The organism is Streptomyces sp. SudanB182_2057, from assembly GCF_964272715.1.
GTDB classification, from domain to species: domain Bacteria; phylum Actinomycetota; class Actinomycetes; order Streptomycetales; family Streptomycetaceae; genus Streptomyces; species Streptomyces rubradiris.
In genome coordinates, this window is record NZ_OZ186798.1 from 396,865 (window position 1) to 418,937 (window position 22,073).

20 protein-coding genes are annotated in these 22,073 nt (G+C 70.5%); 14 read left to right on the forward strand and 6 right to left on the reverse strand.

Features of this window, described 5'->3' with window-relative positions:
• Positions 1-760 precede the first annotated feature (760 nt).
• From ACSURM_RS01430 to ACSURM_RS01485, 12 genes are all read left to right on the forward strand, one after another.
• Positions 761-1,681 (forward strand): isocitrate lyase/phosphoenolpyruvate mutase family protein, encoded by a 921-nt coding sequence (locus tag ACSURM_RS01430; RefSeq protein ID WP_436952631.1) that lies wholly within the window; start codon positions 761-763, stop codon positions 1,679-1,681.
• A gap of 18 nt (positions 1,682-1,699) precedes the next feature.
• On the forward strand, positions 1,700-3,076 hold the full coding sequence (locus ACSURM_RS01435) for an LLM class flavin-dependent oxidoreductase (RefSeq protein ID WP_436952633.1): 1,377 nt from the start codon (positions 1,700-1,702) through the stop codon (positions 3,074-3,076).
• Positions 3,066-4,196 (forward strand): homocitrate synthase/isopropylmalate synthase family protein, encoded by a 1,131-nt coding sequence (locus ACSURM_RS01440; RefSeq protein WP_436952635.1) that lies wholly within the window; start codon positions 3,066-3,068, stop codon positions 4,194-4,196. The genes ACSURM_RS01435 and ACSURM_RS01440 overlap by 11 nt, the downstream gene beginning before the upstream one ends.
• 9 nt (positions 4,197-4,205) lie before the next feature.
• On the forward strand, positions 4,206-5,441 hold the full coding sequence (locus ACSURM_RS01445; RefSeq protein ID WP_436952637.1) for a 3-isopropylmalate dehydratase large subunit: 1,236 nt from the start codon (positions 4,206-4,208) through the stop codon (positions 5,439-5,441).
• Positions 5,438-5,935, forward strand: a complete 498-nt coding sequence (locus ACSURM_RS01450; RefSeq protein WP_436952639.1) for a hypothetical protein — start codon at positions 5,438-5,440, stop codon at positions 5,933-5,935. Before ACSURM_RS01445 ends, ACSURM_RS01450 begins: the two co-directional genes overlap by 4 nt.
• On the forward strand, positions 5,932-6,705 hold the full coding sequence (locus ACSURM_RS01455; protein ID WP_436952641.1) for a class I SAM-dependent methyltransferase: 774 nt from the start codon (positions 5,932-5,934) through the stop codon (positions 6,703-6,705). The genes ACSURM_RS01450 and ACSURM_RS01455 overlap by 4 nt, the downstream gene beginning before the upstream one ends.
• Before the next feature lie 44 nt (positions 6,706-6,749).
• Positions 6,750-7,154 (forward strand): GNAT family N-acetyltransferase, encoded by a 405-nt coding sequence (locus tag ACSURM_RS01460; RefSeq protein WP_436952643.1) that lies wholly within the window; start codon positions 6,750-6,752, stop codon positions 7,152-7,154.
• Positions 7,151-8,311 carry an ATP-grasp domain-containing protein gene (locus tag ACSURM_RS01465; protein WP_436952645.1) on the forward strand — a complete coding sequence of 387 codons (1,161 nt, stop codon included), beginning with the start codon at positions 7,151-7,153 and terminating at the stop codon, positions 8,309-8,311. Before ACSURM_RS01460 ends, ACSURM_RS01465 begins: the two co-directional genes overlap by 4 nt.
• Before the next feature lies 1 nt (position 8,312).
• Complete coding sequence (locus ACSURM_RS01470) at positions 8,313-9,482, forward strand: ATP-grasp domain-containing protein (RefSeq protein ID WP_436952647.1); 1,170 nt, start codon at positions 8,313-8,315, stop codon at positions 9,480-9,482.
• Positions 9,479-10,744 (forward strand): MFS transporter, encoded by a 1,266-nt coding sequence (locus tag ACSURM_RS01475; protein ID WP_436952649.1) that lies wholly within the window; start codon positions 9,479-9,481, stop codon positions 10,742-10,744. The genes ACSURM_RS01470 and ACSURM_RS01475 overlap by 4 nt, the downstream gene beginning before the upstream one ends.
• Complete coding sequence (locus ACSURM_RS01480) at positions 10,734-11,798, forward strand: hypothetical protein (protein ID WP_436952651.1); 1,065 nt, start codon at positions 10,734-10,736, stop codon at positions 11,796-11,798. The genes ACSURM_RS01475 and ACSURM_RS01480 overlap by 11 nt, the downstream gene beginning before the upstream one ends.
• A gap of 105 nt (positions 11,799-11,903) precedes the next feature.
• Positions 11,904-13,154: an ATP-grasp domain-containing protein gene (locus ACSURM_RS01485; protein WP_436952653.1), complete on the forward strand. Its 1,251-nt coding sequence runs from the start codon at positions 11,904-11,906 to the stop codon at positions 13,152-13,154.
• 38 nt (positions 13,155-13,192) lie between these two features.
• Here ACSURM_RS01485 and ACSURM_RS01490 read toward each other — a convergent pair whose 3' ends face one another.
• The 5 genes from ACSURM_RS01490 to ACSURM_RS01510 form a co-directional block, all read right to left on the reverse strand.
• Positions 13,193-13,843, reverse strand: a complete 651-nt coding sequence (locus ACSURM_RS01490) for a GntR family transcriptional regulator (RefSeq protein WP_436952655.1) — start codon at positions 13,841-13,843, stop codon at positions 13,193-13,195.
• Between the two features lie 173 nt (positions 13,844-14,016).
• Positions 14,017-14,742 carry an aspartate/glutamate racemase family protein gene (locus ACSURM_RS01495; protein ID WP_436952657.1) on the reverse strand — a complete coding sequence of 242 codons (726 nt, stop codon included), beginning with the start codon at positions 14,740-14,742 and terminating at the stop codon, positions 14,017-14,019.
• 27 nt (positions 14,743-14,769) lie between these two features.
• A complete protein-coding gene (locus ACSURM_RS01500) occupies positions 14,770-16,251 on the reverse strand; it encodes an NCS1 family nucleobase:cation symporter-1 (protein ID WP_436952659.1) in 1,482 nt (493 codons plus the stop codon).
• 246 nt (positions 16,252-16,497) lie between these two features.
• Positions 16,498-17,793 carry an amidohydrolase family protein gene (locus ACSURM_RS01505; RefSeq protein WP_436952661.1) on the reverse strand — a complete coding sequence of 432 codons (1,296 nt, stop codon included), beginning with the start codon at positions 17,791-17,793 and terminating at the stop codon, positions 16,498-16,500.
• Positions 17,794-17,862: 69 nt separating this feature from the next.
• Positions 17,863-19,143, reverse strand: coding sequence for an amidohydrolase family protein (locus ACSURM_RS01510; RefSeq protein WP_436952663.1), 1,281 nt, complete (start codon positions 19,141-19,143; stop codon positions 17,863-17,865).
• A gap of 611 nt (positions 19,144-19,754) precedes the next feature.
• On the opposite strand from ACSURM_RS01510, the gene ACSURM_RS01515 reads away from it, so the two are divergent.
• The gene (locus tag ACSURM_RS01515) at positions 19,755-20,168 is read left to right on the forward strand and encodes a lytic transglycosylase domain-containing protein (RefSeq protein ID WP_436952665.1); all 414 of its coding nucleotides are present in this window, start codon (positions 19,755-19,757) and stop codon (positions 20,166-20,168) included.
• Between the two features lie 158 nt (positions 20,169-20,326).
• Here the strand turns inward: ACSURM_RS01515 and ACSURM_RS01520 are convergent, their stop codons facing one another.
• On the reverse strand, positions 20,327-21,187 hold the full coding sequence (locus ACSURM_RS01520) for a helix-turn-helix domain-containing protein (RefSeq protein ID WP_436952667.1): 861 nt from the start codon (positions 21,185-21,187) through the stop codon (positions 20,327-20,329).
• 392 nt (positions 21,188-21,579) lie between these two features.
• Here ACSURM_RS01520 and ACSURM_RS01525 point away from each other — a divergent pair, with 392 nt between their 5' ends.
• Positions 21,580-22,026: a hypothetical protein gene (locus ACSURM_RS01525; RefSeq protein WP_436952668.1), complete on the forward strand. Its 447-nt coding sequence runs from the start codon at positions 21,580-21,582 to the stop codon at positions 22,024-22,026.
• Positions 22,027-22,073 lie beyond the last annotated feature (47 nt).

The following is a 22,073-nucleotide window of genomic DNA, read 5'->3' on the forward strand; positions in this document are numbered from 1 at the left end:
CATCCGATCGCAGCAGGTCCCGCGCCGCACCCGGCCCTCCCCACCGGTGTGCGGCGCCCACGCGTGCGTCGCGTCCCCTCGCTCGCGGTGTCCGCGCCCGCGAATCGGGGGGTACTCGGTGAACGACAACCGGTCAACTGCGGGCGTGGTCACATTGGGTGAGCGATAGATGTACCTACCAAGCGTCTGCCCGCCGAGATCCATGGCCGCACTCTGGGGCCAACGTGAGCCAGGTCACTCGCCGACACTCGCTGTGGTGACTATCAGTGGACGACGCATGTCCGCCCGACGTCCGGAAGGTTGATCTCGCACGACGCTGGAGGGTCCGGAAGGTGGCCTGAAACAGACCCCCGGCAGCTACGGTGGCGGGGACGGGTGTTGACGCAGTGACGGAACGGACCATTTCCTTTATCTGCCTCTCCGTGACCGGGAGAGACACCTCCCCAAGGGGGGCAAGCAGAGGGGATCGCGCCCTGTGTGCAGTTCCACTTTCTCCACGTGACACAGGGAGCGAGCAGGTCCTCCCTGCGGGTAAGCCTGTAGTCCAGCGGTATCGCCTGGCAGATCGTGGCCGTCGGCCATCGATTTTCACGCTCGTACCATGCTTCTCTCGCTGACATCGTCACCTTCGGCGGACCAGCGGCCCCTGGGCCGTGCCGAAGAGCGGTCAGGGAGCCGGGCAAGGTAGTCGGCTCCCCGAGGGCGAGGGGCCGGACACCTGCCGGCCGGCGAGGGAGCGCTTTCGTCGACAGGGGAACCAATGAGCATTTCCACCGTGGGAAACGAGACCCGTCTGGCATCCCTGCGGGAATCCCTCGCCCGAGGAAAGACCGCGCGCATCATCGAAGTGCACAGTCCACTGGCCGCCGTCATCGCAGAACACGCCCAAGGCAAAGGGCCGGACAAAAGGGCGTTCCACGGCTTCTGGTCGAGTTCGCTGACCGACTCCGCACTACGTGGCCTGCCGGACATCGAACTGCTCGACCTGGAGCTTCGGCTGTCCTGGATCGACCAGATATTCTCCGTCAGCACCCTGCCCCTGGTCATGGACGGGGACACCGGAGGACAGGTCCTCCACTTCGAATACATGGTCAAGGCCATGGAGCGCCGTGGCGTCTCGGCCGTGGTGATCGAGGACAAGAGCGGAGAGAAGCGAAACTCCCTGCTGCCCGGTGACGGACTGCACACCATGGCGTCGGTCGACGAATTCTGCGAGAAGATCTCCCGCGGAAAGGCCGCGCAGTCCACCTCCGACTTCATGATCATCGCACGTCTGGAGGGGCTCATCACCGGCCTGCCGCGACAGGAGATCCTGGACCGCGCCGGTGCGTATGTGGCCGCCGGTGCGGACGGTCTGGTACTGCACAGCCGCAGCGCGGATGAGGGACCCGTACTCGACCTGGCCCGCGAACTGCGGAAGCGTCACCCGGACACCCTCCTGGTGGCGATCCCCACCGCCTACCCCTCCGTCACCGAGGAGGATCTGCACGCGGCGGGCTTCAACCTGATCATCTACGCCAACCAGATGCTCCGCGCGGCGACCAGAGCGATGGAGGAGGTCAGCCACCGCATCCTCGACCACGGCCGGGCCCTGGAAGCCGGGGAGATCTGCATCGAGACCTCGAAGCTCCTGTCGATGCCCGAAGACAAAAGGCCCATCGTGCGGGCACCCCGTAGCTGATCACCCGGAGCCGACCACATGCCCTCGCAACGCAGGGAACACATGGTCATGGGTGCCTACGTCTCCTACGGCACCGGCCACCACGCCGCCTCCTGGCGGCATCCCGCAAGTGACACCACGGCCACGCGCAACCTCGACCACTACGTAGAGGTGACCCGACTCGCCGAACAGCACCTGTTCGACACGCTGTTCCTGTCCGACGCCCCGGCGGTGTTCAACGACGACCGGGCCGGCTTCGGCGGACGGGTGACCTTCTTCGAACCCCTCACGCTGATGGGCGCACTGGCCATGGTCAGTCAGGACATTGGCCTGGTGGCAACGTCCTCGACGACCTACAAGGAGCCCTACAACCTGGCGCGCGAGTACGCCAGTCTCGACATCATCTCGAAAGGGCGCGCCGCCTGGAACCTGGTGACCACATCGAAGCCGGCGGCGGCCAGGAACCTGGGGCTGCCCTCCCACCCCGCGCACGCGGAGCGGTACCGACGGGCGAACGAGTTCATCGACATCGTGCGGGGGCTCTGGGACACCTGGGAGGACGACGCGTTCCCCGCCGACAAGGCGAAGGGGCAGTTCTACGACCCCGCCAAGCGCCACGAGTTGCGTCACCGCGGCAGTGTCTTCTCCCTGGACGCCGAACTCAACGTCTCGCGGCCGCCGCAGGGTCATCCGGTCATCGTGCAGGCCGGTTCCTCGGAGGCCGGCCGTGAACTGGCCGCCAGGACGGCCGAGATGGTGTTCACGGCCCAGCCGGACCTGGAATCCGCCCTCGTGTTCGCGAAGGACCTCGACCGGCGTGCGTCCCGCTGTGCCAGGCTGAACCCGGGCGTCATCATTCTTCCCGGCCTCACCGTTTACGCGGGAACGACCGAGAAGGAGGCCCAGGACAAGGTCGAGGAACTCCAGTCGCTCATCCGGCCGGAATTCGGTTTGAGCATGCTGTCGGACCTCGTCGGCGGCTTCGACCTGTCCTCATGCGACATCGAGGGACCGCTGCCGCGCCTGCCGCCCAGCAACGCGAACACGAGCCGTCGCGCGCTCATCGAGCGACTCGCCTACGACGAGGGGCTGAACGTCCGTCAGTTGTACGAGAGGATGACCACCTCACGCGGGCACATGACTCTCATCGGCAGCTATGACGCGGTCACCGACGAGATCGTCCGGTGGTTCGAAAGCGGCGCCGCCGACGGGTTCAACATCATGCCGCCGATGCTGCCGGAAAGCCTCGGCGACTTCTCCGAGAACATCCTGCCCCGGCTCCAGCACAGGGGAGTCTTCAAGCGGCGGTACCGACCCGGGACGCTGCGCGAGAAGTTGGGACTGCGTCGTCCCGAGAACCGGTACGTCACCCGGAACGTCACCACATCGGAAGGGGAACACCATCATGCGCGATGACCTGATTCTCGAGGACACCACCCTGCGCGACGGCGAGCAGACTCCCGGGGTGGCACTCTCGGCGGAGAAGAAGGTGAAGATCTTCAACGCCCTCGTGGACGCCGGCGTGCGCTGGATCGAGCCGGGCATCCCCACCATGGGCGGTGAGGAGGTCAAGGCGCTCAAGGAGATGCTGGAGCGCCGCGACGAGGTCACCCTCATCGGCTGGAACCGCGGTGTGCGAAGCGACGTGCAGAAGAGCATCGACCTGGGCTTCAGGGCTGTGCACATCGGTCTGCCCACCTCCGACAACCACCTGAAGAACTCGGTGCGCAAGGACCGCACGTGGCTGCTGAGCACCGCGCAGGACATGGTGAAGATGGCCAAGGACCAGGGCTGCTTCGTCAGCATCAGCGCGGAGGACATAGGGCGGACCGAGCCCGAGTTCCTCAAGGAGTACGCCGTCGCCGTCGCCGAGGCGGGTGCGGACCGGCTGCGGCTGTCCGACACCATCGGCATCCTGTCGCCCAGCCAGTACGCCGACCGGGTCCGCGCCATCACCGGCGTGTGTGACATCGACCTGCAGGCCCACTGCCACAACGACTTCGGGCTGGCCGTGGCCAACACGCTGGCCGCCATCGAGGCCGGCGTGCGCTACTTCCACGTGACGGTCAACGGCATCGGCGAGCGGGCCGGCATGGCCGACCTCGCCCAGGTGGTGATGAGCCTGCGCCAGTGGTACGACGTCGACCTCGGCATCGACACCCTGCAGCTCACCGCGCTGTCCCGCCTGGTCTCCCACGCCTGCGGCTTCCCCTCCTCGCCGTGGCAGCCGATCGTGGGGCCCAATGTCTTCGCGCACGAATCGGGCATCCACACCACCGGCATGCTCCGGGACACCTCGACGTTCGAACCCTTTCCCCCGGAGCGGGTCGGCGGCGAGCGCAAGCTGCTCGTGGGCAAGCACTCCGGACGCGGCGTGATCGCCCACGCACTGGGCGAGGAGGGCGCCGGACTGGACTCGGACACGCTGGACGAGTTGCTGCGGGAGGTGCGCGCCGAGGCCATCGCCACCGGCGGAACGGTTCCTCCGCACCGGCTTCGCGAGATGGCCGGCAAGGCCCGCGCCACACAGCACTGAGGACTGGGTGTGACGAAGAAGCTCGAAGGCGGCGTCCCGCTGGCCGAACAGATCATCGCCGGCCACTTGGCCGGCGGTGAGGGCCCGGTCACGCCGGGCCGGCTGGTGACCGTCCGGCCCGACCGGGTCTATGTACAGGACGGCAACGCGCCCACCATCGCCAGGTTGTACGAACAGCACGGATTCACAGAGGTCTTCGACCCGGAGCGGGTGAGCTTCGTCTTCGACCACTCCGTGCTCGTGGCCGACATCGACATGGCCGACCGGATGAAGGACGCGGACAGGTTCGCGGCACGTCTCGGAGTGGACGTACGGGCACGGGGCCAGGGGATCAGCCATGTGCTCGCCGCAGAGGTCGGCTGGTTCTCCCCCGGCGCCCTGGTCCTGGGTTCCGACTCGCACACGTGTGTGGGCGGTGCCTTCGGGGCGCTGGGGCTCGGGATGGGCGCCTCGGACATCGTGGCCGCGATGGTGACGGGGACCACCTGGCTGAGGGTCCCCGACACCGTCGAGGTGAGGTTCACCGGCACCCCGGCACGGGCCACACGGCCGCGTGACGTCCTGCTCTCCCTGTTGCGGGACAAGGGCCAGGAGCCCTTCCTGTACCGGTCGGTGGAGTTCACCGGAGCGTGGGCGCGTTCGCTCTCCGACGACGCGTCCGCCAGCCTGGCCAGCCTGGGCGTCGAACTCGGTGCGAAGTGTGTCTTCGTCCCCGACGAGCGGGGGGCGATCCCCACGGGGACGGCGCCGGGACTTCCCCGGGTCGACTTCGACATCGGCGGCCTGCAGCCGACGGTGGCGCTCCCCCACCTCCCGGCCCGGACCGTGCCGCTGGACGAGGCGGCGGGCACCCCGATCTCGTACGTCTTCCTGGGCAGCTGCACCAACAGCCGGCTGGAGGACATCGCCGAGGCGGCGGCGGTCGTGCGGGGCCGGCGGGTGGGACCGGGAATCCAGTTCGTCGTGACCCCGGGCTCCAACGCGGTCTACCGTGAGGCGATGCGCGCCGGCTACATCGACACCCTGCTGACCGCGGGAGCCGTGGTCACCCCCGCCGGCTGCGGCACCTGCGTGGGAACCCAGGGCCCGCTGCCCGCCCGGGGCGAGAACGTGCTGTCGACCATGAACCGCAACTTCCGCGGCCGGATGGGCAATCCCGAGGCCAACATCTATCTGTCCTCGCCCGTCGTGGCCGCCGCCACCGCGCTGTCCGGTGCCATTCCCCGGGTGGAGGACCTGCCGTGACGCACACGTCGACGTACCGGGTACGCCGGGTCGCGGGTACGGTCTCGACCGACGACATCATCCCCGCCCGGTACAAGCACATGCACACCGACCCGAAGCTCCTCGCGCCGCACCTGTTCGAGGCGTATCTCCCCGGGTTCGTCGACACCGTCGAGCCGGGGGACGCGATCGTCAGCGACTCGGTCTTCGGCATCGGCAGCTCCCGGGAGCAGGCGGTCTCCACCCTCCTGGCCAACGGGATCGGCCTGGTGATCGCTCCTCGCTTCGGGCGGATCCTCTTCCGCAACTGCTGGAACCTGGCGCTGCCGGCCATCGAAGCCGACACCGATCGCCTCGCCGAGGGGATGGTCATATCCCTCGACCTGGGGCGCGGGGAGATCCGGTGCGAGGGGACGACCCTGGCCACCTTCCCCGAACCGCCGCCCTTCCTCCTGGAGATGATCAGCCACGGCGGGCTCCTGCCCCGTGTCAAGACCCGAGTTACCGGAGGGTGAGCCACTTGTCCACTTCCGAAGCCAAGTTCGACGGACTGGCCAACAACTACGATCAGGCACGGCCGCGTTACCCCACCGGACTGTTCCAGCACGCCGTCGGGTACCTGCCGAAGACCGGCCGGCTGACGGTCGTCGACGCCGGAGCCGGGACCGGCATCGCCCTGGAGGGACTGCTGCCGCACCTGCCCGATGACGCGACGGTGCACGCGGTGGACGTGTCGACGGACATGATCCGGGTCGGGCGGGAGAAGTTCCCGCATGTCGTGTGGCACGAGGGCACCGCCGAGGGCTACCTCGCCTCGTGCCCGCCCTCCTCCGTCGACCTCGTGGTGGCCGCCCAGTCCTACCAGTGGATGGACCGGGCCACCTATGTGCGCGAGGCCACGCGGTGTCTGGCTCCCGCCGGGTTGTGCCTGGTCATCCAGAACAACCGCGACCACGCGGCCGGCGGTTTCGCCGCCGCGTACGAGGACCTGCTGGAGGAACTCTCCCCCGGCTACAGCCGCTCGTACCGCAGCTTCGACATCGCGGACGAACTGGGCGTGGCGTTCGCGGAGGTGGAGCGCCGGGCATCGGACTGGGTGCAGACGCTGACCGTCGACGCGTTCGTCACCATGAGTTCCTCCTCCACCCAGGCCCAACGGGCCGTCGCGGCCGTCGGGCCGGTCTTCTACGCCCGGTTGCGCGAGCTGTGCGGGCGGTACGAGGACGGCGGACGCCTGCGGCTTCCCTACGTCAGCGAGGCGTTCTACGCCGTCCGTCCGCGGTGATCCCCGTCCGGATCCGGCAGGCGCGGGCCGCGGACGCGACGTCCGTGGCGGACCTTGTCCAGGAGGTCTACCGGCCTTTCGCGGCGGGGTTCCGCCCCACCGCGCTCACATGGTCCGCCGAAGCCGTCCGCGCTTGTGTCTCCTCCTGGCTGGTGGCCCACAGGGAGGACGAGCTGGTGGGCGTGGTGCACCAGACGCCGGATCCGGCGGGGCACACCCTGGACGCCCTGGCCGTCCCCGTCCCGTGGCGCCGGCGCGGCATAGGGACGCAGTTGGTCGCCGCCGTCGAGGACCGGGCTCTGGCTCTGGGAGGACGCCGGATGGTGATCGCCCTGCGCGACAGTCTCGGCGCCAACATCGAGTTCTTCACCTCCTTGGGATACCGGCCGACGCAGCCTTTTCCCCCAGCCCATCACCTCTATGTGAAAGAGATCGGTGCACGAGAGTGACAGTTGTCTGTCTGGGATATCGAGCGGGTTTCGTCGAGGCGGCTCGGCGACGGGACCTGGACCTCCACTTCGTCGTCGACAAGCTGAAGCCGGGGCTGAGCGGCCTGTCCTACACGAGGGTCGCCGACCTCGCCGACGGCGAGGAAGTGCTGCGTGCCGTGACGGAATATCCGGGCACCGACGTCAGCGCGGTCGTCACCGGCCACGAACACCCCATGTTCGCGGCGACCGTGCTGCGTTCGGTGTTCGGACTGCCCGGTGACACCGACCTGGCACGGTGCCTGAGGTTCCGTGACAAGCGGATCCAGAAACGCGCGGTGTCCCCGCGCATTCCCACGGCCGCATGCGTGTACCTGGAGCCCTCCGACCCCGACTACGCGGCACTGGCGGAGCGCCTCGGCGCGACCTTCGTGGTCAAGCCGGCGGACGGTTTCGGCTCCCAGGCCACCGAACCCGTCCGCAGCCAGGAAGAACTCGACGACTACCTGCGCCGTCACGCGTTCGTGTCCGAGGTACGGACGGTGGCCGAATCGTTCGTGGAGGGCCACGAGATACACGTCGACGGAGTGTGGCGGGACGGCCGCCTGGTGTGGGCCGCGGTGTCGAGCTACCTCGCGCCGCTGATGGGCTGGACCCAGGGGGGTGCGGTCGCCGACGCACCGCTCGGGCCCGCCGAGAGCGAACTGAGCGAACGGGCCAGCCGGTTCGCGTCCGACGTGCTCCACGAGCTGGACGCCCCCGACACCGTCTTCCACCTCGAGGCGTTCGTGCGGCCCGACGGTGAACTGGTGCTGGGCGAGGTGGGAGCACGCCCGGCCGGCGCGCTGACACCCGAGGTGCTGCGCATGACCCACGGGATCGACCTGTACGGCGCCACCCTCGACGTGGCGCTCGGCCGGGCGCCCGAAGTGCCGGAACAGGGGAGCGAGCCCACCGACCTGTTCGGCTGGATCTATCTCGTCCGCAACCCGGACCGGGATCTGTCGGAGGAGTCCTTCCGTGACCGTTTCGATGTGGTCGAGGTGGACTACCCCGCGCCGGAGAACGACCGGGTGGGCATCTACGGCCGCTGCGGACACGCCATCGTCAAAGCCGCCACGCACAAGGAACTGGTACAGGAACTGCGTGCGATAGCCGACTTCAACCGGAGCGCCTGACGTGTCGGAATCCAGGACCCGCGTCCTCGTGCTGGGACGCGACAAGGAATGGGCCCGCCGGGCCATGAGCATGTTCTCGGACACCCACGAGTTCGTCCGTCTCCCCTCCGGGGCGGAACGGCACGACCGGCTGCCGGGCCCCGACCTGCTGCGCGCCGCCGACGAGCTGATGTCCCGCCGGCCGTTCGCCGCGGTGGTGGCGACGAGCGAGAGCACCATGCTCGCCGCCGGGTTCCTGCGCAGCCAGTACGGCCTGCCGGGACTCGACTACCAGCAGAGCCTGCTGGTCACGAACAAGTGGCGGATGCGCGGCCGGCTCGGCTCCGTGGTGCCCTCCCCCCGTGCCTGGCTGTCCGGACGCTTCCTGGCGGACGGACCGGAGCTCACGCCCGGCACCACCGACGTGGTCGTGAAGCCGATCGCCTCTTCGGCGTCACGGGACGTGCGTCGGATGCCGGTCGACCGGGCCCGCGCCTGGCTCGCGGGCCAGGACGGTCTGTGGCTGGTCGAGGAGGCCGTCGCGGTCGAGCGCGAGTTCCACTGCGACGGTGTCTTCCACGACGGCCGGGTCTCCTGGCTGGTGATCTCCGAGTACGACCGGCCGGCCCTGCAGACCACCGGGACCTGGGGCACGTCGTTCCTGCGCCGTGACGACCCGCTGCGGCCCCGGCTGACCGATCTCACCGGCCGCGTGATCGAGGCGCTCGACGCCGGCGACGGCGTCTTCCACGTGGAGTTCCTGTACGACGGTGCGCACCTGTCCTTCGGGGAGGTCGGTGCCCGTCCGGCCGGCGCCGGCTGGGGAGAACTGCTGCGCGTCACGACCGGAGCGGACATCTGGGCCGCCTTCGTGGCCGCGCAACTCGGCCTCGACCACCTCGGTTTCGCGCCCGGGCATCCGGCGGCCGAGACCAGCGGGATGCTCTGGGCCCGCCCCAACGCGGACGGCAGCCTGCCACTGCCGGCGGCCCAGGCAGGCCGGCTGCCCGGCGTCGTCCTGATCGGCGAGGGGAACATGACCCGCGGGGCCGACCCGACGAACTCCTGCGACTTCGAGTACCGCGCCTACTACGAGGGACTGACCGCGGAGGGGGCCGCCCGGCTGCGGACCGCCATCACGGCCCCGAGCGGCGCAGGACCGGTGACGGCGGGGATCGGCACGGCCCCATGACACAGGTGGCGACTCCCCGGCCCGCACGCAGCGCCAGGTGGCTGCTCACCTTCTTCTGCACCAGCAGCGTCGCCGAGACCCTCCAAGCGGTCACCATCATGTGGGCCTCCTATCGCCTGAGCCACAACGCGGCGGTGACCGGGGCGATGAACGCCGCGGCTTACCTGCCAGGTGTCGTCCTGGGGCTGATCGTCCGCAAGAGGGCCGACTCGGGAGACGCGGCCCACCGGCTGTCGCGGACCAACTGGGTGCTGTTCGCCGGGTCCTCGCTGCTCGCCCTGGTATGGATGGCCGGCTCGCCCCCCGGGCCGGCCCTGGGCGCGTTCGCGGTCGTGCAGTGCAGTCTGAGCTTCGTCAAGACGATGAACAAGGCGCACGCGGGCCGGGTCATCCGCCAGGGCTACGCGGCGTCGGAGGCCGTACGGCTGCGTCAGCGCTCCACCTCGCTGGCCCAGGTCGGCGGGGCGATCGGCGGCGGGGCCGCCGGTGTGCTGCTCGGACTCGGAGCGGTCGGCTGGTGCTTCGCCACCGCGGCCCTCCTCTACCTGGCCGGACTGCTGGCGGTGCGACGCGCCGCCCCCTCGGGGCCGCACGAGGAGGAGACGACGGCCACCGCGGCCGCACCGGCGGCCCAGGACACCGGGCGAGCAGCGGCACCGACCGGAAAGAAGCCAGTGGGGAGTTCGTCGGCCCGCTCACGGGTACTGCTCATGATCCTGCTGTACTCGTTCCCCAGCAGCGGCGCGCTCCCGTTCCTCTCCACCGTCTCCGTCCCCCTGGCCCAGGCGGTGTCGCCCGGATCCGGCGACTTCTACGCGGTGCTCAGCGTGGCCGGCATGAGCGGTGGATTCCTCGCGGGAACGGCGTTGGCCGGCGGACGACTGACGTCGCACGTCGTCCTGCGGGCCGCCTTCCTCGTCGGCGCGGCGTTGACCGCCGGCATCGCCGTGACCCGCTGGCCGGCCGCCGTCGTGCTGCTGTTCCTCGTGCTCAGCGCCGTCCTCACCACCCATGTGATGGTGATGCAGGTGCTGACCAACCAGGCGCCGCCCGAGGACCAGGTGGGACGGTTCACCGTGGTGCGCAACGCCGTCGCGGGCGTGGCCAAGTGCGTCGCCGCACTGGTGGCCGGCTGGCTCGTGGAGGGCTTCGGACTCACCGCCGCCTGGCTCGTGCTCGCCGTCGTCCTGGGCGCGGCCGGGCTCAGCTGGTGGGGCGTGGGACGGAACAGGGAGATGGAGGAGCTGGTCGGTGCCACCTGAGAAGACGTTCATCGACTACGTACGGCGCAGGCGCCGGGACCTGGTACGTCCGGACGCGCCGGCCGCGGCCGCCGACGAGGTCCTGAACCTGCTGGGTCTCGACGACGCCTCGCTGACACGGTGGGCCGCGAGCGGGACCGTCCTGGTGTCGCTGCCGCACGCGAGCCCCAACGTGTTCGACCCGCGCACGCGGGTCTGCTGGTACGCGGGCGCCCTCCAGCGCCGGGAGGCGGACCCGCCCCACCACGTCCGCGTCGTCCTTCCCCACATCAACTTCTCCGACCTCGGCTGGCGACCCTACGCCTGGTGGTACCTGGACGAGGACGGGAAGGTGCGCTGTCATCGTCAGTTCTCCCGGAACAAGAAGCGCAAGCACGTGACCGTCGCCAGTCAGCCGCCGATGGACGTCACGCTCGACGGAGCGACCCCGACGGACCTCCACGCGTCCCGGGTCGCCCGGTGGGGAGCGGACCTGGCCGTCTCGTACATGCTGGTCGGCTCGGTGGTCGAACGGGCGGCCGGCATGGTGTCCGGACCGGTGGCGACCTACCTTCCGCTCTCTCTGCTCGTCTCCTTCGTACGGGAACACTCAGCGGACCCCGCTGCCGTGACCGACGAGTCCAGTGAGTCGCTGCTCGCCTGGTGCCGCCTGCTCACCGGCCACGCGCAGGGGCGGCGGGTGACGCCCGACGGCGTGCTCGTGGAGTGCCCGGCACGTCAGGCGACCGTGTTCGACAACTACAGCAACCTCGCGATGCTCCCCTTGCTGGGCGACTGCCACGTGCTGGGCGGCGCCAAGATGGCCGGCTACTGGCCGCACGTCCAGCGCCGCGTCGACGCGCTGCGGCAGGTCGCCGCCGAGGACATGCGCGACCCGCGGGTCGTGGTGGTCCCGGATGCCGACCTGCTGCGGTTCGCCGGGCCGTCACCGGCGGTCGCGGAGCAACTGGAGCGCCAGGGTGTTCCGTACAGCCAGGGGCTGGCGGTCGTGGAGCACGGTGCCTTCGCGCAGCGGATCGACCCGTTCGAGCGGGCCGGATCGGAGCCCGGGTGAAGGACGCGGCGGAGCAGAGGGCGAAGGGGACCGGCGCCCCGTCGACGGGCGGGCGACGCGGTGGTCCCCGTGATGATGCCGGTGGTTACCTCGGAGGAGAACATGATGCGTGAAGTCGATGGCGGCGGCCGGGTCCTGCTGCTCGGTGCGAAACCGGACGAATCGGTGGCGGCTCTGGGCGAGCGGGGGGCACGGATCACCTGTGTCGCGACGCCCAGACACGCGGTCTCGCTGCGCCGGCGCGGTCCGGTCGACCGCATCGTGGTGGTGGCGGACCCGATGGACGCCGAGCAGGTCCTGCTGGGTCTCGCACGAGACGGGATCAGCCTGGACGAGTTCGACGTGGTCACCAGCGCCCTGGAGCACGGCCTGGTGGCGGCCGCGGCGATCGGCGCGTCCTGCGCGGCTCGTTCGCTGCCCTTGTCCACGGCGGTGCTGCTGCGGGACAAGCAGGCCCAGAAGACGGCGCTGCGCCGCGCGGGCGTGCCGTTGGCGCGGTCCGCGGTCTTCGTCCATCCGGAGGAACTGGCGGAGGCCGTGACCTCGGTGGGCGGGCTGCCCGTCGTGGTCAAGCCGCCGTCCGGGGCGGGGGCCGCGGACACCGCGGCGCTGCGCTCCGCCGACGACGTCGCCACCTGGAAGAAGGGCCACGGCGCGGGCCCCTGGCTGTGCGAGGAGTTCGTGCCCGGCGACGAACTGCACATCGACGGTACGGTCAGGAGCGGGCAGGTCGTCGAGCTCTGCGTGTCCCGGTACTTCCAGAACCAGATCACTGCCCTGGACGGAGCGCTCAACGGCTCTGTCGCGCTGCGCGCCGCTCAGGAGGGAACGCGGTACGCGCGGGCGCGGCGGTTGGTCCAGACAGTGGCCGACGTCCTGGGTTTCACCGACGGGGTGTACCACCTGGAGGCCTTCGAGCAGACGGACGGCACACTCGTCTTCGGCGAGTGTGCCGGACGTATCGCGGGCGGACGCATCGACCGGTCCGTTCTGCTGACCACCGGGGTCGACCTGCACCGGGAGTGGGCGGCGGCGGTGCTGGCCCTTCCCGCCCCCGGGCGAGCCGGTGCGGCGCTCGGCGAGGACCTGTTCGGATGGGTCACGCTGAGCGCTCCGCCGGGACGAGTGCTCTCGATGCCGTCGGTCGACGACATCCGGGCCAGGCCGGGTGTGGTCGATGCGGAATTGAAGCTCGCGGTGGGTTCGCTGATGACGGCACCGCGGAACACCACCACTCGCGCGGGCCGTGCCGTGGTGCGCGGAGCCGGCGCCACGGAGGTGGAGTCGACCGCGGCGGACGTCGCCGCCTGGTTCAACAAGGCCGCCCGTTCCGTCGGCGACACTTGCCGTGACTGATGGCCGGGGCCCGTGGGCGAGGGAGGCGGCGGGGCCGATCAGGTCCGGTTCTGTTTCCAGTGGCCCATGGCCGCCTTGCGGCTGCTGGCCAGGTGCTGCGCCACCAGGGCCTCGACCCGGGGCACGTCGCGTTCCGCGATGGCGTCGTAGAGCGCCTCGTGTTCCCGGGCGACGGCCAGCAGGTCGTCGTGCTGCCCGAGCAGCCAGCGCAACCTGCTGCGCAGGACACGTTCGAGTTCGGTCAGCAATTCGTTGCCGGCCAGCGAGGTGACCGTCTGGTGGAAGTCCGCCGCCGCGCGCCGCGCGCGCACCGCGTCACCGGCGCGAGCGGCTTCGAGTTCGGCGTCCACGTCGGCCCGCAGCTTCTCCAGTCCGGCGCGCGTGTGCCGCTGCGCGGCCAACCGGAACGACAAGCTCTCCAGAGCCGACCGCACCTCGTCGAGGTCGGCCGCGTCACTGGGGGTGAACTCCCGTACGACCGCCCAGGACCGCGGTCGCGGCGTCACCAGGCCCTCGGCCACGAGCACCTTCAGGGCTTCCCGTACGGGGAGGCGGCTGACGCCCAGCGCCTCGGCCAGTTCCCGTTCGACCAGCCGGCTGCCGGGTCGTCGTACTCCGTCGAGGATCTCGTCACGCAACTGCCGCGTCACCCGCTCCGACTCGGGTGCGAAGTTGCCTTGCTCAGTCATCCCCGTCCTTCTTCTCTCCTGGGCACCCCGCGGTGCACCGGGGTCCTTCACGGTGCACCGTGTGCCACGGGATCCGCGCACAGCGACCTTAGCGAACGGTGTCTTCGGCGGCACACGCGGCGACGGGGCGCCCGGGCGGGGAGGCGGTCCGGCCGCGGACGGCTCTCGGCCTGTCAGCCCGCCGGGGGCGGCCAGTTGACGATCCGCTTGGGCCGCGGCGGCGCGTAGGTACGCACCTTCGATGTGGACAGGCCGAGGCGGACCAGCGACTCGGCGATCGTCACGGCGGCGGTCACCCCGTCGACGGCGGGCACGCCGGTGCGCTCGACGACGGCCTCCGCCAGGCCGGCCATGCCTCCGCAGCCGAGGCAGATCACCTCGGCTCCGTCCTCCCGGACGGCCCGCAGGGCCTGCTCGGCGATGGCGTCGACGGTGGTCTCGTCGTCGCGCTCCAGGTCGAGCACGGGCAGTCCGCTCGCACGCACGGAGGCGCAGCGGGCGCTGAGCCCGGCGATGTGGAGGCGTTCCTCGATCAGAGGGACGGTGCGGTCGAGGGTCGTGACGACGGAGTAGCGCCGGCCGAGGAACTGGGCCGTGCTCGCGGCGGCCTCGGTGATGTCGACCACGGGGACGTCAAGCAGTTCCTGCAGTCCTTCGCGGCCGTGTTCGCCGTATCCGGCCTGGATGACCGCGTCGAAGGGCTCGGGGTGGGCGCGGACGGCTTCCATCACGGCGATCGCCGCGAGGTAGCTCTCATAGTTGCCCTCCACGGACTCGGCGCCGAACGAGGGGGTCAGCGGGACGATCTCGGTTTCCGCGGAGGCCACGCGGGCCGCCTGTTCGCCGATGGAGTCGGTGATGGACTGCGTGGTGTTGACGTTGACGACGAGGATGCGCATGGGTGCCCTTTCCGTCTGTTGTCCGGTCTATTCGGCGTCGACGGCGATGGCTTCGCCGTCGATGTCACGGGTCGGGGTGGCGCGGTCGGCGATGACCGTGTAGAGCCCGGCGGCGAGTACGGCTCCGACGAACCAGGAGAATCCGGCCGCGTCCCGGAACGCCGGCGCCAGGGCGACGACGACGGCGATCGCGGCGCTGGGGAGGAAGGCGAGGACGGCGCGCGGGTTGTAGCCGTGGCGGTAGTGGTACTCGCCCTGTGCGTCCTCGGTGTACAGGTCGGGCACGTTCACGCGGGCCCTGCGCAGCAGCCAGTAGTCCGCCATGATCACACCGAACAGCGGGCCGAGCAGGGCACCGAGCCCGCCCAGGAAGTAGTTGACGACGATCGGGTTGTTGTAGAGGTTCCAGGGCGTGATCACCAGGCCCAGGACGGCGCTGACGACGGCGGCCCGCCGGAAGTCCAGCCGGCGCGGGAAGAGGTTGACGAGCGCGTAGACGGGTGCGACGAAGTTGGCCAGCAGGTTGACCGCCACCGTCAGGGCGATGAGCGCGAGGGATGCCGTCACCAGCAGGAACATGTTGGGGATCGTCCTGACGATGTCCGTGGGGCTGGTGATGACACGGCCGTCCAGTTTGAACTGGGCGCCGCTGAGGACAGCCACGATGACGGCGAAGAAGAGCATGTTCACCGGGATGCCGACGACGTTTCCGCGGACGATGGAGGTACGGCTCCGGGCGGACCGCGTGAAGTCGCAGAAGTTCAGGACGAACGTCCCGTAGATCACCACCCACAGGGCGGCGGCCTGCAGAATGTGCAGCCACATCGCGCCGCCGGTGAGCGGTGCGTCGATGGACAAGGAGATCGAGCCGTCGGCGCGGACGAACATCCACAGCGCCAGGGCGCACATGGTGATGAGCGTCGTGGGCGCGGCGAACGCCATGTAGCGGCGGATCATCTGCATGCCGTAGCTGACGATGAGCACTTGCAGGGCCCACAGCGTGAGGAAGGTGATCCAGCCGAGCGTCGACTGGCCGAGCACGGAGTTGGTGTCCAGACCGCTCAACTCCGGGAACATGGCGACCAGAAGGGTGCTCAGGACCACGGAGGCGAGGTAGGTCTGGATGCCGAACCAGGCGATGGCGACGGCGCCGCGGACGCCGGCCGGGATCTTGGCGCCGTTGACGCCGAACGCGATGCGGCTCATGACCGGGAAGGGGACACCCGTCTTGTGGCCCATGAACCCGGACAGGGTCAGCAGGAGGAAGAGCAGGACGGAGGCGACGGCGAAGGCCGCGAGGATGCCCCATACGCTCAGACCGAGGGCGAAGAGACCGATGGCGAAGGCATAGTTGCCGAGGCTGTGCACGTCGTTGGCCCAGAGGGTGAAGACGTTGTAGGCGCCCCAGCGGCGCCCTTCGCGCTTCGTCGGGGCGAGGTCGTAGGTGTAGAGGCCGGGGCTGAGGGCGGCGCGGGTCTCCACGGGCGACTGGTCGTCCAGGGCAGTCATGGGGGCTCCTGGGATCGGTGGGCGGGGAACGGGGAGTTTCCCAAGACGGAAGGCGATTTCCGGTTCGCAGAAGGTAGGTTTCGCCGATCGGTGGAGTCAAGGGTCCTGCCGGGCCGTTCACCAGGCTTTTCACCGGCTTGGAAGCGGTCCGGTCCGAGGCATGCGAAGGTGCCGCCCGGCCCGGTCGGACGGCACTCCTCGCACGGGCCTGACGGCGTCCCTTCGCGCCGGCGGTACGGCGCCTGCTCAGACGAGTCGACCGTCGCGGGCCACGACGGTCCCGCCGTGCACCACCATGTCCCGCTGCGGCATGTCGACCACGACCTGCGGCACGCACTCGCCCCGCACGAGGACGAAGTCGGCCGGGCTGCCGGGCGTGAGGCCGGCCCGGGGCAGGCCCATGACGTCGGATCCCCCGTGGCTGGCGGCCTCGTAGCAGGAGGACAGTTCCTCGTCGAGACGTATGTCCGTCACCCAGCCGAGGATGTGCGCGCGGTGCATCATGTCCGCGTTGCCGAAGGGGCTCCAGGCGTCGCGCACTCCGTCCGAGCCCAGTCCCACCTTGACACCGTGCTCGCGCAGCCGGGCGATGGGCAGAACGAGGTCCCGGCTCGGCGCCACGGTGGTCAGGGAGATGTCGAGGTCGCCCAATTGCTGGGCGAGCGTGCCGAGTTCCGCGTCGGGCAGTCTGGGCAGGCAGAAGACGTGGCTGACGGTGACCTTGCCCCGCAGGGACAGGGCCCGGGTGCGGTCGATGATGTCGCGCAGCACCGTCACGCCCTTGTCGTCGGTGTCGTGGAGATGGATGTCGACGCCGACGCCGTACCGGTCCGCCAACCCGAAGACGACGTCGAGCTGTTCTTTCAGGGCTCCGTCGAAACTGATCGGGTCGATACCGCCGATGAAGTCCACGGCGCCGCTTCGCACTGCCTCTTCGAGCAGGGCGGCGGTTCCGGGGGTACGGATGACACCGTGCTGCGGGAAGGCGACGATCTGTACGTCCAGCGCGTGCGCGAGCCGTGCGCGCGCCTCGGCGATGCCTTCCACGCCGGCCAGTCCGTAGGCGGGGGCCACGTCGGCGTGGGCCCGCATCGCGCGGGTGCCCCGCGTCACGGCGTGCGCCATGAGCCCGTATGCCCGCTCCCCCACGCTCCGGCTCTGACCGTGGAACAGCTCGACGTCCTGCGCGACGTAGTCAGCGATGGTGGTCGCGGGTTTGCGCGACACCCAGGAGCCGCCCCATGACGTCTTGTCGGGATGGATGTGCGCGTCGACCAGGGACGGCAGGGCGATGCGGCCGCCGCCGTCGATCACGTCCGCGTTCCCGGGGGCGGGACGGTCGCTGATCCGGCCGTCGACGACGGTGAGGTCCACGGGCCTGCGGGCGCCGAAGGGCCGCACGTTCCGGAAGATCACCGCCTTGCGAGGAGGCTTCCGCGCCTCGGCCGCGGCCGATGCCGCGCCCGTGGACAGCGCCGCGCCGACGGCGGTGGCGGTGGCGAGTACGGCGCGCCGGGACGGCGATGAGGGCGTGGGTGTCACGGGGGTACTCCTTCGGGGAGGCGAGAGGACGTAGGGGGCCTTTGGGGCGCCCGGGTGTGGCCGTGACGCTCAGCAGATCCGGCCGGCACGGACGACGCGGGCGGGCCGGGACAGCGCCGAGACATCGCTCAGGGGGTCGGAGGCGACGACGAGGACGTCACCCGCACACCCCGGTGCCAGCCGGCCGACGGTGCCGGAGAGCCCGAGCAGCCGCGCCGCGTTGGTGGTGGCCGTGCGGATGGCGTCCAGCGGTGACAGCCCGGCGGCATGCATGAGTGCGACCTCGTGTCCGATGGGGGTCACCTCGCCGCCGGACGAATCCGTGCCCGCGGCCAGGGGCACACCCATCTCGTGGGCGGCGCGGACGGCGTCCTTGAGGACGGGCAGATAGGCGCGGCCCCGCTCGGCCAGCACCGGGTCGGGCGACTCGGCGAGCCCCGCGATGGCGGTCAGGGTGGGCGTGAAGTACGTTCCCCTGCTCCGCATCTCGTGCAGGGTGCGCTCACCGACGAAGACACCGTGCTCGAGCGACCGGATACCGGCGCGCACCGCGTCGTGGCAGCCCTGTTCGCTGTAGCTGTGGCAGAGCACGCCCTTGCCGGCGCGCCGGGCCGCCGTCACGACCTCGGCCAGCTGCTCGTAGGAGTACACCTGGGTCAGCGGGTCCTGGTCGGGCAGGCCGGCGCGCTCGTTCACCCGCGTCTTGATCACATCGGCGCCCCGGGCCACGTTCACGTCGACCACGCGCCGGAGAGCCTCGGCGGAACGCACTCCGCCCTTGAGAGCGGCGAGAGGCGCCAGGTCGGGGTCGGCGAGCACCGAGTCACCCATGTCGGGCGTGACGAAAACGCCGGCGGCTCTCAGCCGGGGCGCCTGGACGGGCAGCCGGCGGGCGAGTTCCCGGACCGCGATGTCCTGATAGAAGGTCGTGGACCCGCTCCGTGCGCTGGTGGCTCCCTTGGTCACCGCCTCCCGCGCCTCGCCGACGGTGCCGAGGTGGATGTGCGCGTCGACCAGCCCGGGGAGCACCCACTGCCCCCGGGCGTCCAGGCGGGGCAGGCCTGCGGGGACGCCTCCCTTGCGGCGTGGGCCCGCCCGGTCCACCTTGCCCGTGCGGATCACTACGACCGCGTCCTCGGTCACCTCGCCCGTGGCCGGGTCGAGCAGCGTGCCGCCCTCGATCACCAGGTCGCCGTACGGTGCCGCCTGGTCCGCCCGGTCCGTCGGGCGTGCGGCGGCAGGGCCCGCCGCGGAGAGGGCCGCCGCGGTTCCCGCGAGAGCCGCGGCTCCGGCGAGCACGCCGCGCCGCGTGAGCCGGTTCGGGGGCGGAGGGGCGGGCTCAAGACACATGACATCTCCGGTGTCCGGGTGGCGAGCAGTCACCCCTCGTTTTGTATACCAAAATCCTTCGACGCAACAGTGGCCAGTGTGATTGGTGCGCGTTGTCTCCCCAGAACATCCTCACCGAAGGGCGGGTGTTGATCGACAGAAATCGGTATACCAAATGGGTAGCGTCGCCCACTCACCGTCGACCGGGCGACAGCGTCCCGGCCCAGAACCTCGGAGCTGCCCGCGCGCGAGACCGCGGCCACATTCGACGGTCCCGGACAGTGACCCGGCGCGCAGATTCGAGTACGGGACGCGTGCGGGCCGGTGAAGGACCCCACATGACGCACGTCACCTACGACCCCGAGCCGTAGCACCTTTTGCCCGATTCACCCTGCCTTGCACCCCGCCTGACCTGCGGATTGAGACGCACGCCACATACTTCGCGTCCCTCACTAATCCGGCCACCACTAGTAAAGGGGGTCATTGCGGGCCCCCGGCGGGCCTGCTTATCTGGATGACGTCGCCAGGCGCCACGAGCCCCGCAGCGGGCCGCCGCGCCGACGTATGCGGGCCACTCCAAGTGGTCCACCGCATGCGGGCGATCCCCTGTCCCCGAACGCAAGAGGTACTTCGTGACCGTCTCCGTCATCCGCCGCATCGCTTCCCCGAAGAAGGTCCTCACCACCGCCGCCGTGGCCGCCGCCACCGCCGGCATGGCGCTCACCGCCGCTCCGGCTCACGCCGCCCCGGCCCAGGCCTCCTCCGCCCAGGCGATCGCGCACAAGATGATCCCGGACGCCGCGCAGTTCAACGCCTTCAGCAAGATCGTCTCCCACGAGAGCGGCTGGAACCCCCACGCCACCAACAGCTCCTCCGGCGCCTACGGCCTCGTCCAGGCCCTCCCGGCCTCCAAGATGGCCTCCGCCGGCTCCGACTGGAAGACCAACCCGGCCACCCAGATCAAGTGGGGCCTCGACTACATGAACTCCCGCTACGGCAGCCCCGTCAAGGCCTGGGACTTCTGGCAGGCCAACGGCTGGTACTGAGCCCAGCCGACAGCACCCCACAACGCGCCCGCACCCCCGCCCACCCGGCGGGGGTGCGCGCGTTTACAGGGCCCTGGGCACCAGCAAGGTGTCGGGCAAGGCCGCGCCACCGCGCACCGGCCCCCACCCGGTGCAGAACCCCGTCGAACGCCTGCCGGTCATCCGCGCAGCACCTGCCACGTGTGCGGGCCCACCACGCCGTCCGCCGGCAGTCCGGCCTGTTGCTGCAGACGCATCACGGCGGCGATGGTCTGCTGCCCGTAGACACCGTCGACGACACCGGGGTCCATCTTGCGGTACCGCAGCAGGCATTGGGCCTCCACCACGTCCCAGCCGGGGCCGGCGAGGACGGCGGTGCGTGTCGTGCTGTAGCCGGCGCTCAGCCCGCCGCCGACCGCCCGGGTCCGGTTGACCTCGCACGGGTAGGTCCGGCCCGGCCTGAAGACGTATCGGCCCGGCCCCGCGCTCGCGGTGGTGCTGCCGCTCGGCCGTGCGCTCGGCGTGCTCCGCGCGGCAGGCGGGCCGGCGTCTCCGCCGCCGCCCAGGGGCAGGCCGATCAGGATGCCGATGCCCGTCCCGAGGAGCGCGGCGAGGACGACGGCGACGAGAACGACCGGTTTGCGTACGCCCGGTGGCCGTTCGTCAGCCGTTGCCGTCGCTCCCCCCTCGGGGTCGTCCGGCCGCTGGTCCGGCTCGCCGGCCCGGTCGTCGGCCGCCGCCTCCCGCCCGGTGCCGGCCGGCACCGGGGCGCGTTGCTGCCACACCTCTTCGGCCACTTCGTGCAGGGCGAGCAGACGGGTCGGGTCGGCGCCGGTGGCCCGCGCGAGATCCTCCACCGCCTGGCGGGGCGGCAGGGCCTTGCCGTTGAGATAACGCTCCCAGGACGAGCGGCTGTAGCCGGTCTTGGCGGCGAGCGACGTCAGGCTCATGCCGCTGCGGTCCTTCAGTCTGCGCAGCTGTACGAAAAGCTGCCGGACCCGCTGGTCCTGCATGTCCGGCAGTTCTTTCCAACGCGCCATGTGACACCCCCGTAGGCATCGGGCTCCCGCGAGGCCCCCCGGCCCGGCCGCCCCCCGCTTGATATACCGAGTGGCGCTCGCACGGGCCAGGCCCTGGCGCCGGTGGTTTCGGCCATGTTCCAAGCGGGCGCGGCGTCCCACCGGGTCCCCGTCCCATCCCGCGTCCCAGCAGGTCAGGGCGGCAGGCGTCCCATGGCGTCCCATGAGGGCCGGTGCCGATGGCGGCCGCGCGCACCGGGCGGCGACCCTGTGGGTGGGAAGCGCGGCGGACGGGGCGGAACGCCCGGAGCCGTCGCTCGTCCGGAGATGCACAAGAGCATCCGCAGAACCGGACGCACGTCGTCCGTCCAACCGGGCACGTTGTCCCATTCATCGGGGAAGGAACCACGAACATGGAATTCCGCAAGACTCTCGCACTCTCGACGGCCGCCCTGACGCTCGGCTCCGGCCTGGCGCTCGCCTCCGGCGTGGCCGTGGCGGACACCGCGCCGGCCGCCCCCGCCAAGGAGGTCACGGCTCGGGCCGGGTGGCACACGATCTGGGGCAACACCTGGGTCCCCGCGCAGCGCAGCGGCAAGTGGACGTCGGGGAAGTACCGCTCGCCGAGCAAGCCGACCCGTGCCGTGCTGCGGTGCTACAACTCCCGCGCCTCCATGCGGGTGCGCCTCTTCGAGAACAAGGGCGGCCACTGGAAGCAGATCGCGAGCAGCGGCTACAAGAAGTGCAACGCCAACGGGCACATCATCGCCAAGGGGAAGGTCAGCAACACCCGTCACTGGCTCAAGGTGCGTCTCGACGGCCGCCAGGGCTCTTTCGTCCGTGCGGAGAAGTGGTCCTGAGACCGGCCGACCGGGGCCGCGGGCCGCCCGCTCGGACGCCGTCCAGG

Coding starts and splice junctions, on each gene's coding strand:
- ACSURM_RS01510 (WP_436952663.1), bottom strand. CDS start 19,143: ATGTGTCTTGAGCCCGCCCCTCCGCCCCCGAACCGGCTCACGCGGCGC.
- ACSURM_RS01490 (WP_436952655.1), bottom strand. CDS start 13,843: ATGACTGAGCAAGGCAACTTCGCACCCGAGTCGGAGCGGGTGACGCGG.
- ACSURM_RS01475 (WP_436952649.1), top strand. CDS start 9,479: ATGACACAGGTGGCGACTCCCCGGCCCGCACGCAGCGCCAGGTGGCTG.
- ACSURM_RS01430 (WP_436952631.1), top strand. CDS start 761: ATGAGCATTTCCACCGTGGGAAACGAGACCCGTCTGGCATCCCTGCGG.
- ACSURM_RS01525 (WP_436952668.1), top strand. CDS start 21,580: ATGGAATTCCGCAAGACTCTCGCACTCTCGACGGCCGCCCTGACGCTC.
- ACSURM_RS01440 (WP_436952635.1), top strand. CDS start 3,066: ATGCGCGATGACCTGATTCTCGAGGACACCACCCTGCGCGACGGCGAG.
- ACSURM_RS01495 (WP_436952657.1), bottom strand. CDS start 14,742: ATGCGCATCCTCGTCGTCAACGTCAACACCACGCAGTCCATCACCGAC.
- ACSURM_RS01435 (WP_436952633.1), top strand. CDS start 1,700: ATGCCCTCGCAACGCAGGGAACACATGGTCATGGGTGCCTACGTCTCC.
- ACSURM_RS01500 (WP_436952659.1), bottom strand. CDS start 16,251: ATGACTGCCCTGGACGACCAGTCGCCCGTGGAGACCCGCGCCGCCCTC.
- ACSURM_RS01520 (WP_436952667.1), bottom strand. CDS start 21,187: ATGGCGCGTTGGAAAGAACTGCCGGACATGCAGGACCAGCGGGTCCGG.
- ACSURM_RS01485 (WP_436952653.1), top strand. CDS start 11,904: ATGCGTGAAGTCGATGGCGGCGGCCGGGTCCTGCTGCTCGGTGCGAAA.